The organism is Amycolatopsis sp. NPDC026612 (assembly GCF_040638285.1).
GTDB lineage: Bacteria > Actinomycetota > Actinomycetes > Mycobacteriales > Pseudonocardiaceae > Amycolatopsis.
Map to the genome: position 1 here is coordinate 15,995 of NZ_JBEZYB010000001.1, position 17,588 is coordinate 33,582.

17 protein-coding genes are annotated in these 17,588 nt (G+C 70.9%); 8 read left to right on the forward strand and 9 right to left on the reverse strand.

Going from position 1 to position 17,588, the window contains the following annotated elements:
* Positions 1-56 precede the first annotated feature (56 nt).
* Together AB0F15_RS00120 and AB0F15_RS00125 are read left to right on the forward strand one after the other, a co-directional pair.
* The gene (locus AB0F15_RS00120; RefSeq protein WP_360262819.1) at positions 57-2,024 is read left to right on the forward strand and encodes an FUSC family protein; all 1,968 of its coding nucleotides are present in this window, start codon (positions 57-59) and stop codon (positions 2,022-2,024) included.
* A 23-nt stretch (positions 2,025-2,047) separates the two neighbouring features.
* Entirely contained in the window at positions 2,048-2,257 is a 210-nt protein-coding gene (locus AB0F15_RS00125; RefSeq protein WP_360262821.1) for an antitoxin, read from the forward strand.
* On the opposite strand, the gene AB0F15_RS00130 is transcribed toward AB0F15_RS00125, so the two are convergent.
* From AB0F15_RS00130 to AB0F15_RS00140, 3 genes are read right to left on the reverse strand one after another with little or no spacing between them, the layout of a single operon-like run.
* Positions 2,258-3,226, reverse strand: coding sequence for a prephenate dehydrogenase (locus AB0F15_RS00130; RefSeq protein ID WP_360262823.1), 969 nt, complete (start codon positions 3,224-3,226; stop codon positions 2,258-2,260).
* Between the two features lie 34 nt (positions 3,227-3,260).
* Entirely contained in the window at positions 3,261-5,273 is a 2,013-nt protein-coding gene (locus AB0F15_RS00135) for an NADPH-dependent 2,4-dienoyl-CoA reductase (RefSeq protein ID WP_360262825.1), read from the reverse strand.
* Complete coding sequence (locus tag AB0F15_RS00140) at positions 5,273-5,815, reverse strand: PadR family transcriptional regulator (RefSeq protein WP_360262827.1); 543 nt, start codon at positions 5,813-5,815, stop codon at positions 5,273-5,275. The genes AB0F15_RS00135 and AB0F15_RS00140 overlap by 1 nt, the downstream gene beginning before the upstream one ends.
* A gap of 115 nt (positions 5,816-5,930) precedes the next feature.
* Between AB0F15_RS00140 and AB0F15_RS00145 the strand changes: the two genes are divergently transcribed.
* Positions 5,931-6,869: a patatin family protein gene (locus AB0F15_RS00145; RefSeq protein WP_360262829.1), complete on the forward strand. Its 939-nt coding sequence runs from the start codon at positions 5,931-5,933 to the stop codon at positions 6,867-6,869.
* On the opposite strand, the gene AB0F15_RS00150 is transcribed toward AB0F15_RS00145, so the two are convergent.
* Positions 6,866-7,708 carry an SAM-dependent methyltransferase gene (locus AB0F15_RS00150; RefSeq protein WP_360263820.1) on the reverse strand — a complete coding sequence of 281 codons (843 nt, stop codon included), beginning with the start codon at positions 7,706-7,708 and terminating at the stop codon, positions 6,866-6,868. The genes AB0F15_RS00145 and AB0F15_RS00150 overlap by 4 nt on opposite strands.
* Before the next feature lie 37 nt (positions 7,709-7,745).
* Positions 7,746-8,195 (reverse strand): MarR family transcriptional regulator, encoded by a 450-nt coding sequence (locus AB0F15_RS00155; RefSeq protein WP_360262831.1) that lies wholly within the window; start codon positions 8,193-8,195, stop codon positions 7,746-7,748.
* A gap of 152 nt (positions 8,196-8,347) precedes the next feature.
* Here AB0F15_RS00155 and AB0F15_RS00160 point away from each other — a divergent pair, with 152 nt between their 5' ends.
* Entirely contained in the window at positions 8,348-9,310 is a 963-nt protein-coding gene (locus AB0F15_RS00160; protein WP_360262833.1) for an alpha/beta hydrolase, read from the forward strand.
* 144 nt (positions 9,311-9,454) lie between these two features.
* Positions 9,455-10,663 (forward strand): alpha/beta hydrolase-fold protein, encoded by a 1,209-nt coding sequence (locus AB0F15_RS00165; RefSeq protein WP_360262835.1) that lies wholly within the window; start codon positions 9,455-9,457, stop codon positions 10,661-10,663.
* A 5-nt stretch (positions 10,664-10,668) separates the two neighbouring features.
* Here AB0F15_RS00165 and AB0F15_RS00170 read toward each other — a convergent pair whose 3' ends face one another.
* Positions 10,669-11,547, reverse strand: a complete 879-nt coding sequence (locus tag AB0F15_RS00170) for a hypothetical protein (protein ID WP_360262837.1) — start codon at positions 11,545-11,547, stop codon at positions 10,669-10,671.
* Between the two features lie 190 nt (positions 11,548-11,737).
* Between AB0F15_RS00170 and AB0F15_RS00175 the strand changes: the two genes are divergently transcribed.
* Positions 11,738-12,370, forward strand: a complete 633-nt coding sequence (locus AB0F15_RS00175) for a DUF4383 domain-containing protein (RefSeq protein WP_360262839.1) — start codon at positions 11,738-11,740, stop codon at positions 12,368-12,370.
* A 15-nt stretch (positions 12,371-12,385) separates the two neighbouring features.
* Here the strand turns inward: AB0F15_RS00175 and AB0F15_RS00180 are convergent, their stop codons facing one another.
* Together AB0F15_RS00180 and AB0F15_RS00185 are read right to left on the reverse strand one after the other, a co-directional pair.
* The gene (locus tag AB0F15_RS00180) at positions 12,386-13,387 is read right to left on the reverse strand and encodes an SCO0930 family lipoprotein (protein WP_360262842.1); all 1,002 of its coding nucleotides are present in this window, start codon (positions 13,385-13,387) and stop codon (positions 12,386-12,388) included.
* Between the two features lie 263 nt (positions 13,388-13,650).
* Positions 13,651-15,228 carry an adenylosuccinate lyase family protein gene (locus AB0F15_RS00185; protein WP_360262844.1) on the reverse strand — a complete coding sequence of 526 codons (1,578 nt, stop codon included), beginning with the start codon at positions 15,226-15,228 and terminating at the stop codon, positions 13,651-13,653.
* A gap of 69 nt (positions 15,229-15,297) precedes the next feature.
* On the opposite strand from AB0F15_RS00185, the gene AB0F15_RS00190 reads away from it, so the two are divergent.
* Positions 15,298-15,939: a TMEM175 family protein gene (locus AB0F15_RS00190; protein WP_360262847.1), complete on the forward strand. Its 642-nt coding sequence runs from the start codon at positions 15,298-15,300 to the stop codon at positions 15,937-15,939.
* Between the two features lie 4 nt (positions 15,940-15,943).
* Here AB0F15_RS00190 and AB0F15_RS00195 read toward each other — a convergent pair whose 3' ends face one another.
* Complete coding sequence (locus AB0F15_RS00195; RefSeq protein ID WP_360262849.1) at positions 15,944-16,486, reverse strand: DinB family protein; 543 nt, start codon at positions 16,484-16,486, stop codon at positions 15,944-15,946.
* A gap of 212 nt (positions 16,487-16,698) precedes the next feature.
* Between AB0F15_RS00195 and AB0F15_RS00200 the strand changes: the two genes are divergently transcribed.
* Positions 16,699-17,547, forward strand: coding sequence for a hypothetical protein (locus AB0F15_RS00200; protein WP_360262851.1), 849 nt, complete (start codon positions 16,699-16,701; stop codon positions 17,545-17,547).
* Positions 17,548-17,588: the final 41 nt, after the last annotated feature.

Genomic DNA, 17,588 nt, shown 5'->3' on the forward strand with positions numbered 1-17,588 from the left:
AGTTGTTGACAGAACGATAATTAATCGTCCCGCGCAGCGTAGGTCAAGATGAGGGGGTGAGCACGCCGCGTCCCGACCTCGCCGCGCCGCACTGGCTGGTCCAGCTCCTGCGCAGCAAGCCGGTCCCGGTGCCGTGGAACATGGTCGCCCGAGCCGTCTTCGCGCTGGCCGTCCCGCTCGCGGTGGCGTACGCGGCGGGGAACATCGCCGTCGGGGCGCTCATCTCGACCGGCGCCCTGCCCGCCGTGCTGTCCGAATCAGCCGGGCCGTACCGCTACCGCGCCCGCCGGCTCGGCGGCGCGAGCCTGGCGGCGACCGCCGGCTACCTCGTCGGCCTGCTCACCGGCGGCACCCCAGCGCTGTCCGTGCCCGCGGTGATCCTGGTCGCCGCGGTGTCCGCGCTGATCAGCGCGGCGGGCAGCAACGCCTCCGTCGCCGGGCTGCAGATGTTCGTGTTCTGCGTGCTCGGCACCGGGCAGCACGCGACCGGCGTCCGGGTCGAGGTCCTGTTCGGCTTCTTCTGCCTCGGTGCCGCCTGGAGCTTCCTGGTCGCCCTCGTCACCTGGACCGTCCGGGCGACCAGCTCCGAGCGCACCGCCGTCGCGCACGTCTACGTCGAGCTGGCCGCGATGCTGTCCGCGACCGACGAAGCCGTCTCCCGGGTGGCCCGCCACCGGCTGACCACGGCGATGAACACCGCCTACGACCAGCTGCTCACCGCCCGGTCCTGGCTGTCCGGCCGCGACGCCGCCTACCGGCAGCTGCTCAACCTGCTTTCCGCCACCACACCCGCCGTCGAGGCGTCGGTGGCGATGGTCAACGCGGGCCGCCGCACGCCGCAGGAGGTCATCGACCACTTCGCCGCGCTCGCGGCGTCGGTGCTGGCCAGCCAGCCGCTGCCGGAGCCGCCGCCGATGCCCGGCGACGACACCGAACCGGTGCTGACCGCGCTCTACGCGGGGCTCGTCCGGATCGGGAAGGGCGACGACCGCAAGCGCCGGGAGCCCACGCCCTGGTACCGGCGCCTGCGGACGTGGGCCGGTTCGCTCGCGTCCGGCCCGCTGACCTGGATCGCCGCACTGCGGCTGACCCTGTGCGTCGCGATCGCCGAGGTCGTCGGCCTGCTCGTGCCGCTGGAGCGGTCGTACTGGATCACCCTGACCGTCGGCATCGTGCTCAAGCCCGACTTCGGCTCGGTCTTCGGCCGCGCGGTGCTGCGCGGGATCGGCACGGTCGCCGGCGTCGGGATCGGCGCGGTGGTGCTCGTCGCGGGCGGCCGCGGCTGGATCCTGGTGGCGCTGATCGCGATCTTCGCCGGCGGGGTGGCGGTCGGGAAGGTGCGCAACTACGCCATCCTCAGCGCGTTCGTGACACCGCTGATCATCCTGCAGATGGACCTGGCGAACACCGGGAGCTGGGACGTCGTCGTGGCGCGGCTGGTCGACACCGTGCTGGGCTGCGTGATCGTGCTCGTCTTCGGTTACCTGCTGTGGCCCGGCAGCCGGCGGCCCCAGGTCGGTGGCCGGCTCGCCGACGGGCTGGACGCCGTCGCGAAGTACGTCTCGTGCGCGCTGGTGGAAGCGTCGTCGGGGGAGTCGCGGCTGGCGCGGTCACGGGCGCGGCGCGGGGCCTACCGTGCCCTGGCCGACCTGCGGACGGCGTTCCAGCAGGCCGTCGTCGAGCCGTCCGCGAACGGCCGCCAGGCGGTGGCGTGGTGGCCGGTGATCGCCGCGCAGGAGCGCGTCGCGGACGCCGTCACCGAGGTCGGCGTGACGATCGGGCGGGGCGTGCCGCCGCCGGACCCGGCCGGCATCGAGCTGCTCACGGCCGCGTTGGGGGAACTCGCGTCGGCCGTCCGGGAACAGCGGGAGCCGCGGTCGGTGCCGCTGCCGGACGCCCCGCAGCTGTCCGGCGTGGTCGACCAGCTGGAGTCGGCGTTCGACGCCGTCCGCGGTCCCGACCTGGCGGAACGCACGCCGCTGTGGCTCGTCCGGCGGTTTCTGCCCTACCACCGGCGCACCTGAGGATCGTGCTGTTCAATGCACCCATGGGAATCGACTTCGAAGCGTTGAAGGGCAAGGCCGAAGAGGCCCTGCGCGAGCACAACGACAAGATCGAGGAAGGCCTGGACAAGGCCGCCGACTTCGCGAAGTCGAAGTTCGCCGGGCACGACGGCCAGATCGACACCGGTGTCGAGAAGGCGAAGGACTTCCTCAACAAGTTCGACGACACGCGGGACAACCCGCCGGCGCGGTAGCTACTGGACTTCGCCGGTCGCGATCCCGTCGGACAGCCCGGTGATCCGGCCCCCGCGCTCGCCGAGCGCGATCAGGCCCTGCCGGGCGTCCGGCGCGGTCAAGCTGATCCGGACACCGGCCCGGTCGACGTCCAAGGTGGCCGTAAGCGCTTGCGCGCCTTCGTATCCCGCGTTGATCGTGGCCGCGAGGCCGCCGGTCGACGCCAGCGAGCCGCGGGCGGCGCCGAGCCTGCCGAGAGCCTCGTCGACGATCGGCAGCAGCGCGTCCCGGTTGCCTTCGGTCATCGCGCGGACGAGCTGCGGGTTCGAGCCCGCGACGCGCGTGCCGTCGCGGTAGGACCCGGCCGCCAGCGACATCGCCAGCGGGCCGCCCTCGGCGCCGATGGTGGCCAGGATCGCCGCCAGCAGGTGCGGCAGGTGCGAGATGCGGGCGACGGCCTCGTCGTGCGACTCCGCGGGCAGCGGGACCACGTGCGCCCCGACGTCCAGCACCAGCTTCGCCACCTCGGCCCAGGCTTCGAGGTCGGTGTCTTCCTCGACGGCGACCACCCACGCGGCGCCCCGGAACAGCAGGGCGTCGCCGGCCAGCCAGCCGGAGCTCGACGTCCCGGCCATCGGGTGCCCGCCGACGTACCGCGTGTACGGCACGCGACGGCGGACCGCGTCCAGTACCGGCGCTTTCACGCTGGTCACGTCGGTGAGCAGGCAGTGCGACGCGTGCTGGTTGACCAGGCGCAGCAGGTCCTCGACGGCCGGGAGCGGCACGGCGAGCACGACCATCGCGTCCTCGGCCGCGGCGCGGTGCAGGGCCGCTTCGACGTTCGTCGTGACGTCGAAGCCCGCTCTGCTCGCCGCGTCGGCGTCCACTTCGGAAACCGCGGCACCCCACGCCGTCCGGCCGCTCGCGGCCGCCGCGCGCAGCAGTGACCCGCCGATCAGCCCGAGCCCGATCACGCATACGTCTCGCACGGGCCCATCCTGCCAGTGCCGGGCCTGTCACGGGCTACAGCGCGGCGGCGAGCCTCGTCCCCTGATCGATCGCGCGCTTGGCGTCGAGTTCCGCGGCGACGTCGGCCCCGCCGATCAGGTGCACCGGCAGCCCGGCCGCCCGCAGCTCGTCGGCGAGGTCCCGCACCGGCTCCTGACCGGCGCAGACGACGACCGTGTCGACTTCCAGGAGCCGTGGCTCGCCGTCGACGGTGAGGTGCAGGCCGTCGTCGTCGATCCGCTCGTACGTGACGCCGGTGAGCTGTTCGACGCGCTTGGCCTTGAGCGCGGCCCGGTGCACCCAGCCGGACGTCTTGCCGAGCCCGGCCCCGATCCCGGACTTCTTGCGCTGCAGCAGGAAAACCTGCCGCGGTGACGGCTCCGGCTTCGGCTCGGTGAGGCCGCCCGTCGCCTGTTCCGGGTCCGTGACACCCCATTCGGCCATCCACGCGTCGAGATCGAGCGCGGGCGAACTCGTGTGCGTGAGGAACTCGCTCACGTCGACGCCGATGCCGCCGGCCCCGATCACCGCGACCCGCGCGCCGACCGGCTTGCCGTGCCTGACGACGTCGACGTAGGACAGCACCTTCGGGTGGTCGATCCCGGGCAGCGACAGCACGCGCGGCGCGACCCCGGTGGCCAGCACGACTTCGTCGAAGCCGGTGAGTTCGGCCGCGGCCACGCGCTTTCCGAGGTGCAGCTTCACCCCGGTCACCTCGAGCCGCCGCTGGTAGTAGCGGATGGTCTCGGCGAACTCCTCCTTGCCGGGGATCTTCCGCGCGATGCCGAACTGGCCGCCGATCTCGTCGTCGGCTTCGAACAGCTCGACGTGGTGCCCGCGTTCGGCCAGCGCGGTCGCTGCGGCCAGTCCGGCAGGCCCGGCTCCGACGACGGCGACGTGCTTCGACCGCCGAGTCGGCGCGAGCGTCAACGTCGTCTCGTGGCCGGCCCGCGGATTCACCATGCAGGACACGAGCTTGCGCTTGAAGGCGTGGTCGAGGCAGGCCTGGTTGCACGCGATGCAGGTGTTGATCTCGTCCTCGCGGCCGGTCTCGGCCTTCCGGATCCACTCGGGATCGGCGAGGAACGGCCGGGCCATCGACACGAGATCGGCGTCGCCGCTGCTCAGCGCTTCCTCGGCCACCTGCGGCATGCTGATCCGGTTCGACGTGACGACCGGGATTTGCACGTGCGGCTTGAGCTTCCCGGTCACCCAGGTGAAGGCGGCGCGCGGCACCGACGTCACGATCGTCGGCACGCGTGCCTCGTGCCAGCCGATGCCGGTGTTGATGATCGTGGCGCCGGCCGCCTCGACGTCCTTCGCGAGCGCGACGACGTCCTCCCAGCGCTGGCCGCCCGAGACGAGGTCGAGCATGGACAGCCGGTAGATGATGATGAAGTCGTCGCCGATCTTTTCCCTGGTGCGCTTGACGATCTCGACGGCGAACCGGCGCCGCTTCTCCGCCGTGCCGCCCCAGGCGTCGGTGCGCTTGTTGGTGCGCTCGGCCAGGAACTGGTTGATCAGGTAGCCCTCGGAGCCCATGATCTCGACGCCGTCGTAGCCGGCTTCGCGCGCGAGAGCGGCGCAGTCGGCGAAGGCACGGATCTGCTGACGCACGCCGTAGCCGGTCAGCGCGCGCGGCCGGAACGGGTTGATCGGCGCCTTGATGCTCGACGCCGACACGCTCAGCGGGTGGTAGGCGTACCGGCCCGCGTGCAGCACCTGCAGCGCGATCTTGCCGCCGGCCTCGTGCACCGGTGCGGTGAGCTGCCGGTGCTGCCGGGCTTCCGCGGACGTCGTCAGCTTCGACGCGAGCGGCAGCAGCCAGCCGGTGCGGTTCGGCGCGAACCCGCCGGTGACGATGAGCCCGACGCCGCCGCGGGCGCGTTCGGCGTAGTACTCGGCGAGTTCGGGGAAGTGCGAAGCCCGGTCTTCGAGGCCGGTGTGCATCGACCCCATCAGCACGCGATTGCGCAGCGTCGTGAAGCCGAGGTCCAGTGGGGCGAGCAAGTTCGGGTACGGGCTCATCAGGCGTCCTTGGGGTGGTGGAGGGCGGCGAGCACTTCGTCGAACCACTCGACCTGGCCCTCTTCGACGCGGATGCCGCCGCGCAGGACCAGGTACTGGTGCAGCTTCCGGCCGTGGAGGGCCGCGGGCGCCGGGAAGTCGCGCTTCTCGATCTGGCGGTAGACGTCGAGGCGTTCGGCGTGGGCCGACCGGTGCCGGACGATCTCCTCCGCGACCTTCGCCGGGTCGCCGAAGGTGGCACCGCGGATCTTCACGGCCAGTTCGACCGGCCCGGCGGCCGGGTCCGGCTCGGCCAGCCAGCGGACCAGTTCGGCCCGGCCGCCGTCGCTGACGGTGTAGACCTTCTTGTCCGGCCGGCCCGACTGCGCGACGACGTCGACGGCCACCCAGCCGGCCTCTTCCATCCGCTTCAGCACGCGGTAGATCTGCTGGTGGGTGGCCCTCCAGAAGAGTCCGATCGACTTCTCGAAGCGGCGCGTGAGCTCGTAGCCCGAACCGGCGCGCTCGGACAGCGAGACGAGGATCGCGTGCTCCAGTGCCATGCGCCCAGTTTCATATGCAACCAGGTGCAGTGCAACGAGGTGACCGTCACTTTCACGTGAAAGCTACGGCTCAGGTGGCACAAAACGGGTCGACGAATGGGCGGAAAAGACCAGGATGGGAGGAGTGCACCCGGTACTCGAACTGATCTCCGAACGAATGGCGGCGGGCAGTGTCCCGGGAGAACGCGCCGACGGCCGGAGTCTCGCGCTCGCCGTCGAGGGCGGCAGCAGCCGCGGTACGTATTCGAGCGGAATGGTCCTGGCACTGGACGAACTCGGCGTCACGCCGGCGTTCGACGCCGTCTACGGCTCCTCGGCCGGCGCGCTGAACGGCGCCTGGCTGCTCTGCGGCCGGTCGTCGACCGGCGTCCGCACCTGGTGGAACCCGGTCGTCATGCGCCGGATCATCAACCCGCTGCACACCCTGCGCGGCCGCGCCGTGATCGACCTCGAGTACCTCGTCCACCAGGTCTATTCGGTACTGGAACCGATGGACTTCCCGGCGATCCTGGCCAACCCGGTCACCTTCCACCCGCTGGCCACCGACGCCGACACCGGCGAGTCCACCGACCTGCACCCCTTCCTCGACGACGTCGACGCGGTCAAGGTCGCGCTCGCCGCGTCGTCGTGCATGCCGGTGCTGGCGGGGCCGCCGATCCCGATGGCAGGCCGCCGGTTCGTCGACGCCGGGGTGGCCGAGCCGATCCCGTACCGCACCGCGCTCGCCCAGGGCGCGACCGACGTCCTGGTGCTGCGCACCCGCCGCGCCGACGAGCTGCCGGTGCGGCCGCCGCGGGTGCACGACGTCGTCGTGCCGCGGTTCCTGCGCCGCCAGGCACCCGGCGCGATCCCGGCCTGGCAGGACACCTACCGGCGGGACGTCGAGGACGAAGAGGTCCTGGCGGCCGACCCGCGCATCCTGAGCATCCGCCCGCCGGCCGGGGCGCCGGACGTGGCGGTGCTGGAGCGGGACCCTTCGGTGCTGCGTCAGGCCGTCGACCTGGGGAAGAGCGCCGTCATCGACGTGCTGGAAAGCCTGCGCGAAGCGTCTTAAGGCTTGCGCGCGACGCCGCCGATCACGCGCGACTCGGACGGCGAACCGGCGAACACGGTGTGCTCGTCCGGATGCCACGCCGGGGCGTAGACCAGCCCGGGCTCCAGCATCGGCCAGCCGCCGAAGAAGCGTTCGAACTCGGCCATCGTCCGCAGGAAGCCCGGGTTCGTCGTCGTCTCGTAGTACTCGAGGAGGTCGAGCAGCGCCTGCCGCTCCTCTTCGTTCACCGGGTTCTCGTTGGTCATCTGCGACAGCACCAGCAGTGAGCCGGGAGCCAGCCGGTCGCGGTAGAACGCGAGCAGCTCGTCCGGCTTCTGCTCGTCCTTGACGAAGTGCATGACCGCGTTGATCACCAGCACGACCGGCTCACGCACGTTGATGATCGCCGAGGCCTTCACCCGTTGCCAGAGATCGTCCGCCTGCAGGAAGTCCGCGGCGATGGCGTGGTGGCGTTCCGGGTCGGCCGTGTCGGCGAGCAGCAGCGTCGAGTGGGCGAGCGCGATGGGCTCGTTGTCGATGTAGAGCACCCGCGTGTCCAGCTCGGGGCGTGCCTCGTCGGCGACCTCGTGCACGTTGCCCGCGGTCGGCAGGCCGGAGCCGACGTCGACGAACTGCCGCAGCCCGGCGCGCACGCACTCGCGGACCGCGCGGCCGAGGAACTGGCGGCTCGTCAGGCAGTACTCGCCCATGAGCGGCAGCCGGGCGCGGACCTTTTCGGCGAAGTCGCGATCGATCGCGTAGTGGGTGTTCCCGCCGATGAAGTAGTCGTAGATCCGGGCGGCCGAGGGCCGGTCGAGGCTGCTTGCGACGGCCTTCAGCGCGTCGTCGTGGTTGATCATGATCACCCCTTCGCGGCCCATGCTGCCAGGGGAACGATCACGCCGGGGACAACGCCTCCCGATAGGCGTTCACGGACTCCGTCAACCGGTCCAGCTCAGCGCGCATCCGGGCCACTCCCGTTTCGTCCAGGCTCATCGCCGCGCCGATCACGTCAGGAATGCCGCGCGCCTTCTCCCGCAACGCCGTCCCGGCGTCGCTCAGGCTGACCCGCACCGAGCGCTCGTCGTCGGCCTGCCGGTTCCGGACCACCAGTCCGGCGGTCTGCAGCCGCTTGAGCAGCGGGGAAAGCGTGCCCGAATCGAGGTTCAGCTCGGCGCCGAGTTCCTTCACCAGGCGATGGTCCTTCTCCCAGAGCGCCAGCATGACCAGGTACTGGGGGTAGGTCAGGTCGAGGTCTTCCAGGACCGCCCGGTACAGCGACGTCACCGCACGCGATGCCGAGTACAGCCCGAAGCAGAGCTGGTCGTCCAGCCGCAGCGATGCCATGGCGTCCTCCTCTTCTCGTAGCTCTCCATGGTCCTCGGCCACGGGCTGGGTGGCAACTTAAGTGCCCTGCATCTCATTGAGGTAGAGCTAGTTGTGCACAACTGAGTTGCGAGCTACCTTCATGACATCAGCTTGCGACCCAGGAGGACGACATGACCGCCAACCCGCACAACCTGGCTCTCGAACCGGCCGCGCAGGCGTTCGCGGAGGCCACCGACCAGCCGCCGTACCTGTTCCAGCTGCCGCCGGAGGAGGGACGCAAGGCCGTCGACGGCGTCCAGGACGGCGAAATCGCCATGGCCGCCGCCGAAATCGAGGTGCTCACCGTCCCGGGCGGCCCGAACGGCGACGTCGAGACGCGGATCGTCCGCCCGGCCGGGGTCGCGGGCCCGCTGCCGGTGATCGTCTACATCCACGGCGCCGGCTGGGTCTTCGGTGACTTCCACACCCACGAGCGGCTGGTGCGCGAACTGGCTGCGGGCGTCGGCGCCGCTGTCGTCTTCCCCGAATACAGCCGTTCGCCCGAGGCGCGCTACCCGGTCGCCATCGAGGAGAACTACGCGGTGGCGAAGTGGGTGGCCCAGCACGGCGCGGAGAAGGGGCTCGACACCTCGCGCATCGCGATCGCCGGCGACTCCGTCGGCGGGAACATGACCGCGGCGCTGACCATCCTGGCCAAGCAGCGCGGCGACGTCACCTTCAAGCAGCAGGTGCTCTTCTACCCGGTCACCGACGCGAACTTCGACACCGGGTCGTACCTGGAGTTCGCCGAGGGCTACTTCCTCGGCCGCGAGGGCATGAAGTGGTTCTGGGACCAGTACACGACCGACCGCGCCCAGCGCGCGGAGATCACGGCGTCGCCGCTGCGCGCGTCGCTCGACGAACTCGCCGGGCTGCCGCCGGCCCTGGTGATCACCGGCGAAGCCGACGTGCTCCGCGACGAAGGTGAGGCGTACGCGGCGAAGCTGCGTCAGGCCGGTGTGCCCGTCACCGCCGTGCGCTACCAGGGGATCATCCACGACTTCGTGATGGTCAACGCGCTCCGCGAGACCCACGCGGCCGAGGCTGCGATCACCCAGGCCGTCACGGTGCTGTCGGGCGCTTTCGCCAAATAACTGAGAAAACGCTGAGTGCACCGCACGTTGCGGCTCTATGACGGAGCTCACAGGGCCGCAACGTGCGAGGGGGCCCAAACGTGATATATGTGCGGCTCCCGCCATCCGGGCGCGCATTTCTGCCCGCTTGGAAGGACCGTTGCCATGCACCTGAGCAGCATCCGGCTCGACTCGCCGGTCAACATGATCGTCGTGGTCGTGCTGGCGTTGCTCGCGATCATCGCGGTCCCGTGGTTCTGGGACCGGTGGAAGCGCAAACGGCTGTGGCGCAGCGCCACGATCCTGCTCGCCGTCGTCCTGGTCGTGCTCAGCACCGCCATGGGGGGCAACATGATCGGCGGGTTCTTCCCGACGGTCGGCTCGCTGATCGGCACCGGCGCCTATTCGGGGCAGGGGACTGACGCCGAAGCGGCGCAAAACGGCGAGGACCTCGAAAAGCTGCGTGACACCGGGGTCGTGCACGCCCGCGAGGGCAAGGGCACCATCGTCCACATGAAGGTTTCCGGACGGCGCACGAAGCTCACCCGCGACGTCACGGTCTACCTGCCGCCGCAGTACTTCGATGCGTCGTTCAAGGATCTGCGCTTCCCGGCGATCGAGTGGATCCCCAACTACCCGTCCGGCCCCGAGGTCGTGACCGGTGGCTACCACTTGCCCGAGCAGCTCGACGCGGCGATCGCCAAGCACGTCCTGCCGCCGACGGTGGTGATCGTCCCGGACCCCTCCGGCATCCCGAAGGTCGGCCACGACACGGAATGCGTCGACGAGGTCAACGGCACCGCGAACGACACGTACCTGTCGGCGGACCTGCGTGACTGGGCGCTGCAGCGGCTCGGCGTCGCGGCGAACCGGCGGTCGTGGACGATCGCGGGCTGGTCGTCCGGCGGGTACTGCGCGATGAACTTGGTGACCCGCCACCCCCAGTGGTACGGCCAGGCGGTCAGCGTCAGCGGCTACGACAAGGCACAGATCGACGCGGAGACCGAGGACCTCTTCCACGGCCGCCAGGACATCAACGACGCCAACAACGTCCGGCTCAACGTGCGCCTGCACCCGGCGCCGGTGGAGATCCTGGCGATCTCGGGGGACAAGGAAAGCTACGAGAGCTTCGCGATCGACCAGATCCGCGCGGCGGCCCGGCCGCCGATCCAGTTCTCCTCGTGGCGGATCCCCGACGCGGGGCACAACATGAACACGTTCAAGTCGCAGCTCCCGGATGTCCTGACGTGGATCGGCGCCCACACGACGGGAACGTCCCCCGCCGTCCGGCAGCTGGAAACCACCGGCGGCGTGCTGCCGTGGCCGCTGCCGCGCTCCGGCGCGCACGGCGCACTGGCCGACACCGACCAGTAGGCCGCTCAACCGAGCAGCGTCGAGACGATGTCCGTGACCCGCTTCGACGCCGTCGCGTAGTCGACCCTGGCGGGGTGCTCGGTCAGCACCACCACGATGTAGCGGCTGTCCTCGCCGACCACGCCCGAGGTGTGCAGCGTCCGCGTCGGCCGGCAGCACGACCAGCCCTGCTTCACCGCCCACGCGCGCCCGTCGGTGGCGTCGGGAATGCCGAAGTACTGCCGGAACCCGTCGGATCCCCGCTCGGTCGCACCGCGCAGCGCGCTCATGATCGCGCTCGGCCCGTGGGCCACCAGGTACTGGTAGATCCGCACGACGTCCGCCGCGGTGATGCTCGTGTCGCCCCAGCGGCCCGGATCCGACGGCGGCCGGGTGCCGGTGAGATGCAGCTTCGCGGCCCAGCGCGTGACGATCGACGGCCCGCCGTAGTCCGCCCAGAACCGGCTCGCGAGCTCGTCGTCGCTGCGGGACAGCATCCGCTGCACGTCCGCCACGGGACCGTTCTGCTGGAGCACGGAAAGGGCGATGAGCAGCTTCACGAGCGACGCGGAGGTGTACTGGCGATCGGCGTGCACCGAGACGGTCGCCGCGCCGCGCTGCCGGTCGAACACGACGGCGCTGACCTCGCCGCCGTGCACCAGCCCGTCCAGCGTGCCGGCGTCCACCTTGACGGGCGCCGGGCCGGCCTTGGGCGCCGGCGTCGGCGTGGCCTCCGGTGCCGGTTCCCCGGTTGGCGAACCCGGCGCTGCGGTGATCGTCGTCACGGGCTCGGTGACCGCGATCGGCTCGGACGCCGCGGAAGTGGTGTGGCTCGCCGTCACCACCACCGCGCCGATCGCCCCCAGGCACAGCCCCACCAGGAAGATGCCGCTCAGCTTGCGCATGATCCGGATTGCCGGGAAGGCCGTGCGGTGTTCGCTCGAACGGGTCGACTTGTGGGATAGCTCTCGAAGAGGGCCGCATTCGGGAACGCCCGGCCGTCCTGCGGGCAAGCACCATCGTTTCGCTCACCGTGGTCGCGGGGTACCTGAGGGCGGTGACGGTCGTCACCACCCGCTGGGAAGGACTGGAGTCATGGTTCACGCGAAAGGCGCACGCATCCGGGTCCGAGGCCTGCAGCCGGCGCAGGTGCTGGCCGGACTGGCCGGGATCGCGTTCCTCGTCGTCGGCATCATCGGATTCACCAGGACCGGCTTCGGCAACTTCGCCGGCCACAACGACGCCGGGTTCTGGCGGTTCTCCGGCAACCCGCTCATGAGCCTGGTCCGCGTCGTGACCGGCGTGATCGGCTTGCTGCTGGCCTTCGGCTCGGGCCGCGCACGGACGTTCGGCTGGCTGCTGTTCATCGGCTACGGCCTGCTGTTCGTGTGGGGCCTGATGATCGACGGCCTCATTTCCACCAACCCCTTCGCCAACGCCGGCAACCCGATGGACCTCGGGCCCGCCGACACGTGGCTGCACCTCGGCGTCGCCGCGCTCGGTCTGCTGATCGCGGTCCTGCCGGCCCGCCGCACCATTCTGCTGCCCGAGGACGAGACGGCCGACGAGCCGACGGTGGTCGAGCACCGCACCGACCGCACCGACGTCATCGACCGCACCGACCGCGTCACCGACGAACCGCGCCGCCGGTCGTTCCTGCGTCGTGACCACAAGGAGCGAGGCCCGGAGGTCACTCGTGAAGAGCGTCCGCCGGGCCTCGCCCACTAGGGAGTTCGGGGTGGTTCAGTAGGTGGTGCCGGTACCACCCGAGGAGTCGTTGGTGCTGCTCCCAGCACCGCTGTCGGCCGCCGGAGCCTGGCTGGCGGTGGCGCTGGGAGTGGTACCGACCTTGCAGCCGTTGGGCTCGATGACGAACCAGGTGCCGTTGACGCCCATGCCGTTCGCGTCACCCGGCTTCAGGTCCTTCGAGAAGGTGTAGATCGGCCAGCCACCGATGGTGACCTGCTCGCTGCCGTCCTGACGCTTGATGCTGCCGAGCAGCTTCGAGTCGATGCCCTGCAGTTCGACCTTGCCGTTGCCGGAGAGCACCGCAGGCCAGGTCTTGGCGCAGTCACCGTTGCAGGCGGACGTCTTGGCCTTCTTGGTGTCCTTGGTGAACAGGTAGACGGTCATCCCGTTCTGGTCGACGATCGCGTCGCCGAGGCCGTCGATCTTGCTGGCGCTGAGCTTGACGGCGCCGGATGCGGCCGCGGCCTGCCCGGCCTTGCCGCCCTTGGCGTTCGCCGCGTACCAGGCACCACCGACGCCCTGGCCGGTCGCGTCGCCGGGCTTGGTGTCCTTGGCGTAGCGGTAGAGCGCCCACCCGCCGACGGTGACCTGCTCGGTGCCGTCGGAGCGCGTCACCTTCCCGACGTTGTTCTTGTCGACACCTTGGACTTGAACGTCCCCGGTGGACAGCAGCGGCGGCCAGGCCTTGGCGCAGTCACCGTCGCAGTTGGACTTCGGCGGCTTCGCCGTGTCCTTGTCGAACCGGTAGAGGGTCATGCCGTTCTGGTCGGTGAGCACCTGCCCGACGTCAGCGACGTCGGCGACGACCAGTTTGGATTCGTTCGACGCCGGAGCGGCGTTGCCCACCTGGCCGTTGGCGGCTTGACCGCCACCATTGCCACCTGCCGCTGCAGGAGCGACAACCGGCTGTGCAGTCTCGACACCCGAGCAAGCGGTGAGCACTGCCAGCCCGGCTGCCGCCGCGGCGACGGAGACGGCGATGCGCGTGCGAAGCATGGAAGTTCTCCCTTGTGTCCGTTGGGTTTTCCCGCCGCTCGGTGCGGCTGTCTGATACCCACTACACGGACACTCGGCGAAGACGGTTCAAAGAATTTTCGCCGGAGTCGGAGACGGGCCGGGGCAGGGTCGACAGACCAGCCGTCGCGCGGCCGCTCTTCGCGCTATTGCCTGTGCGCCCGGCCCGGCCTCGCCCGCCTCTGCGTCGGTTCGCCTCCGGCCCAGCTCGGCGGCCCGACCCGCCCGGACGTGGTGGCGCACTGTTACTCCGAAGCGCTTGTGCCCGGCTCGCCGAGGGCGCGGTCGACCAGGGCGGCCGCCGCACCGGTGTAGCCGTCGGGGTCGAGCAGCTCGTCCAGCGCCGCCGAGGTCAGCACGTCGGTGACGGCGGGCAGCTCGGCCAGCACGTCCCGGAGCGGCCGGTCTTCGCGCACCGCCCGCCGGGACGCCTCGCCAAGCAGGTCCTTGGCCGTCGCCTTCCCGAGCAGCGGCGCGAGCACGGCAGCCAGCCGTTCGGAGACGATCAGCCCGTGCGTCGACCCCAGGTTCGCCCGCATCCGCCCGGGCTCCGCGGTGAGCCCGCGCGCCAGTTCGGCGGCGGTGCGCGCGGCGCCGCCGGTCAGCCGGAGGCACTCGCGGACCAATTGCCACTCGGCGTGCCAGACCCCGGCCGACCGCTCGTCCTCGGCGAGCATCGACTGCGTGACGCCCGCAGCCAGCACCGGCACCTGCAGCGCTGCCGACCGGATCAGCGTCGCGAGCACCGGGTTCCTTTTGTGCGGCATCGCCGAGGAACCGCCCCGCCCATCGGCGGCCGGTTCGACGACCTCGCCCAGTTCGGTCCGGCTGAGCGTCTCGACATCGACGGCCAGCTTCCCCAGCGCCCCGGCGGTGAACGCGAGCGCACCGGCGAGGTCCGCGACGGGCGTCCGCAGCGCGTGCCACGGCAGCACCGGCGCGGCCAGCCCGATCTCCTCGGCGAACGCAGCGGTCAGCCGTTCCGCGTAGGTGCCGACGTCCGCGTCCCGAGGCGTTCCCGGGTTGGCGAGGTCCGCGGCGGATGTGCTGGCATGGCCCCCGCCCCCGCCCCCGCCCCCGCCCCCGCCCGTCCCGCCCTGGCCCACTCGCCCCTGGCCGTCGTCCGCCCCACCCTGGGCCGTCCCACCCTGGGCCGCCTCAGCCCGGCCGCCACCCACCTCGCCGGCGAGGCGTGCGTACTCGACGTACGCCGCCAGCGTCCCGGCCGCTCCGCCCAGCGACACCGGCAGCCCGCCGTCCAGCACGCGCCGGATGCGGACGGCCGCGTCCAGCACCAGCTGCCGCCAGCCCGCGGCCTTGAGCCCGAACGTCGTCGGCACCGCGTGCGCCGTCAGCGTCCGCCCGGCCATGGTCGTGTCCCGGTGCGCGCGTGCCAGCCCGGCCAGCGCCTCGGCGGTGGCGTCGAGGTCGGCGGCGAGCGGCCGCAGTGTCCGGTCGGCGACCAGCATCATCGCGGTGTCGAAGATGTCCTGGCTGGTCGAGCCGCGGTGCACGTACTCGGCGGCACCGGGCGCGATCTCGCCGACAGCCGACGTCAGCGCCTTCACCAGGCCGACGACCGGGTTCGCGGTCGCCCGCGCCCCGCGCGCCAGCTCGACGACGTCGATCCGCGCACTGCGCGCGGCTTCGGTGATCGCGTCCGCGGCCTCCGGCGGCACCGTCCCGAGCCGCGCCTGCGCCCTCGCGAGCGCTGCCTCGGCGTCGAGCATCGCGCGCAACCAGGCCTCGTCTCCGGTCGACGCTTCGGCCGGCGTACCGGCTCGCACCGGGGACAGGAGCCCGCAATCGGGGTCGACGGTCATGGCGTCAGCATCGCACGCGACCGACCTCGGCGGCGGCCGCACAACCGGGGTCTGGCACGCTCACCAGCCATGACCAGCGCCCCGCCCGCCGAGGACACCGCAGGCTTCGAAACCCGGGCACTCGCCGCCGAGCGGCTGACCTTCTTCTCGGACGCCGTCGTCGCCATCGCGATCACGTTGCTCGCGCTCGAGCTGCCGCTGCCGGAGGGCGCCACCAGCGCCGAACTGCTGCGGTCACTCGGTCATCATCGGTCCGAATACATCTCCTTCCTGATCAGCTTCGTCGTGATCGGCGGACACTGGCGCGCCCACCACCGCCTGTTCACCTACGTCACCACGCTGGGCGGCGGGCTCGCCCGGCTCACGTTCGGCTGGCTCCTCATGCAGGTGATCATGCCTTTCGCCACGAAGGTGATCGCCGAGGACGGCGGCTTCGAATTCCGCTTCGTCTTCTACTCGCTCGTGCAGGTCATCGCACTGACGCTGTTCCTCCTCATGGCCGTGCAGATCCAGCGGAACCACCTCTACCGCGCGGACACCCCGCCGGAGCTCTTCGGCGCGATCTACCGCGGGATCGGCACGATGGTCACCGCTTTCGCCGTCTCGATCCCGGTCGCCTTCTTCACGCACTGGGCCTATGCGTGCTGGATCGTCATTCCGTTCGCGGGCACCCTCCTCTTCCGCTTCCGCCGCCGGACCACAGCCGCCTGAGCCGTCATTCGCCGGTCTCGCCGTCGATCCGCTCCCGGACCAGGTCGGCCTGGCCGATGTGGCGCGCGTACTCGCCGATCATCCGCAGCATCAGCCAGCGCAGGGTGAACGGTTCGCCGGTGCTGCGGCGAGTGCCGGTCTGCTCCAGCGACCCGGCCGCGACGATCTCGCGGGAGCGCGCACATTCGGCGTGCCACAACGAGAACGCCTCGTCGACATCACCCCCCAGGTCCGTGAAGTCCTGCTCCGGGTCGTCGTCGGAGTAGTAGAGGTTCGGGATGTCCTCGCCCGCGAACTGGATCCGGAACCACCAGCGTTCGCAGCCCGTGAGGTGCCGGAGCAGTCCGTGCAGGGTCAGCGTCGACGGTGGTACCGAGCGTTCCGACAGCTGTCCGGGGTCCAGACCGGCGCACTTCAGCTCGAAGGTGCGCCGGTAGTAGTCGAGGCTCTCGGTGAGAGCTTGGCGCTCGTCCGCAACCGGCGCCGGGTCGATCCTGGGGCCGGTCAAGCGGGGCGGAGCCGCCACCGGGGTGGTGTGTTCGGTCATGTGCGGAGCGTGCCACGGGGGTCCGACAATTTCGGTTCGCCGGGGTGATCGGTGACCGGGCAACCGCGGCGAAAGCCCAGTTCAGGCACGGTTTGACGAACCCGGTAACGAATCTTCGGGAGCACCGATCTGATCTTCGTCACCCCTGCTGCGCACGCCAGCCCCACCGGTCGGAGCGGCAACCCTCGGTTCGGAACCAGGAGATCACCCATATGCAGCGAACCGGACGAAGAGCCGCTGTTCTGGCGGCGCTGACGACCGCGGTCCTGTGCACGGCCCCCGCCGTCGCAACAGCGGCAGCGCCAGCGAGCACGATCGACGTCAGCGCGACCACCGTGCGCGCGGGCGTCACGTTCACGGTCACGGAGCAGCTGTCCAACCCGACGGACTTCACGGTCACGGGCGCAAAGGCGGCGCTGTACGTCAAGGAAAAGCCGATCGCCGACGTGGTGGACCTGGTGTCGTGCACCGGGGCGATCGCGCCGTGCGCGCCGTACCTCAGCAGCTTCCGCGGCGGCGTCGGCGACGTCGGCGCGGGTGAGAGCCGGACGGTGACGTTCACCTTGCGCGTCAAGGACGACGTCCAGCCCGGCGAGTTCACGCTCCAGCACCAGTTCGCCGGCGACAACTACGCGTTCGGCGTCGAGGACGGCCCGGTCGTCACGATCGCCCCGCCGGACGAGGCCGACGTCAAGGTCGCGCTGACCGCGACCCCGCGCGCCGGCCTGGTCGCCCGCGTCGACTACGTGATCAAGGTGTCGAACACCGGCCCGGCCACCGCGACCGGCGTCAGCGTGACAGCGAACCCGGGTTCGGGCCGCACGATCGCCTCGATGACCGGGTGCACCCGCTCGGGAGCGACCCTGACCTGCGCAATCGGCACCCTGGCGTCCGGTGCCTCGGCCACGGCGAAGTTCACGTCCGAGGGCGGCTTCTTCGCCTGGGGCGCGTTCACGGCCACGGCCCAGCGAGCGGCGAGCACGCCGGCCGACCCGGAGGCGGCGAACGACAAGGCGTCGAAGAAGTGCACGGCCTACACGGGCCTGTTCGTCCAGTGCTGATGGCGTGACGCACGGGGCCCGGCCGGGCCCCGTGCGTTCGT

Excerpts from the sequence above, each read along its gene's own strand:
- AB0F15_RS00140 (WP_360262827.1), bottom strand. The coding sequence starts at position 5,815 with ATGGCACTGGAGCACGCGATCCTCGTCTCGCTGTCCGAGCGCGCCGGT.
- AB0F15_RS00125 (WP_360262821.1), top strand. The coding sequence starts at position 2,048 with ATGGGAATCGACTTCGAAGCGTTGAAGGGCAAGGCCGAAGAGGCCCTG.
- AB0F15_RS00185 (WP_360262844.1), bottom strand. The coding sequence starts at position 15,228 with ATGACCGTCGACCCCGATTGCGGGCTCCTGTCCCCGGTGCGAGCCGGT.
- AB0F15_RS00145 (WP_360262829.1), top strand. The coding sequence starts at position 5,931 with ATGGGAGGAGTGCACCCGGTACTCGAACTGATCTCCGAACGAATGGCG.
- AB0F15_RS00165 (WP_360262835.1), top strand. The coding sequence starts at position 9,455 with ATGCACCTGAGCAGCATCCGGCTCGACTCGCCGGTCAACATGATCGTC.
- AB0F15_RS00160 (WP_360262833.1), top strand. The coding sequence starts at position 8,348 with ATGACCGCCAACCCGCACAACCTGGCTCTCGAACCGGCCGCGCAGGCG.
- AB0F15_RS00155 (WP_360262831.1), bottom strand. The coding sequence starts at position 8,195 with ATGGCATCGCTGCGGCTGGACGACCAGCTCTGCTTCGGGCTGTACTCG.
- AB0F15_RS00170 (WP_360262837.1), bottom strand. The coding sequence starts at position 11,547 with ATGCGCAAGCTGAGCGGCATCTTCCTGGTGGGGCTGTGCCTGGGGGCG.
- AB0F15_RS00180 (WP_360262842.1), bottom strand. The coding sequence starts at position 13,387 with ATGCTTCGCACGCGCATCGCCGTCTCCGTCGCCGCGGCGGCAGCCGGG.
- AB0F15_RS00150 (WP_360263820.1), bottom strand. The coding sequence starts at position 7,708 with ATGATCAACCACGACGACGCGCTGAAGGCCGTCGCAAGCAGCCTCGAC.
- AB0F15_RS00200 (WP_360262851.1), top strand. The coding sequence starts at position 16,699 with ATGCAGCGAACCGGACGAAGAGCCGCTGTTCTGGCGGCGCTGACGACC.
- AB0F15_RS00175 (WP_360262839.1), top strand. The coding sequence starts at position 11,738 with ATGGTTCACGCGAAAGGCGCACGCATCCGGGTCCGAGGCCTGCAGCCG.
- AB0F15_RS00135 (WP_360262825.1), bottom strand. The coding sequence starts at position 5,273 with ATGAGCCCGTACCCGAACTTGCTCGCCCCACTGGACCTCGGCTTCACG.
- AB0F15_RS00190 (WP_360262847.1), top strand. The coding sequence starts at position 15,298 with ATGACCAGCGCCCCGCCCGCCGAGGACACCGCAGGCTTCGAAACCCGG.
- AB0F15_RS00195 (WP_360262849.1), bottom strand. The coding sequence starts at position 16,486 with ATGACCGAACACACCACCCCGGTGGCGGCTCCGCCCCGCTTGACCGGC.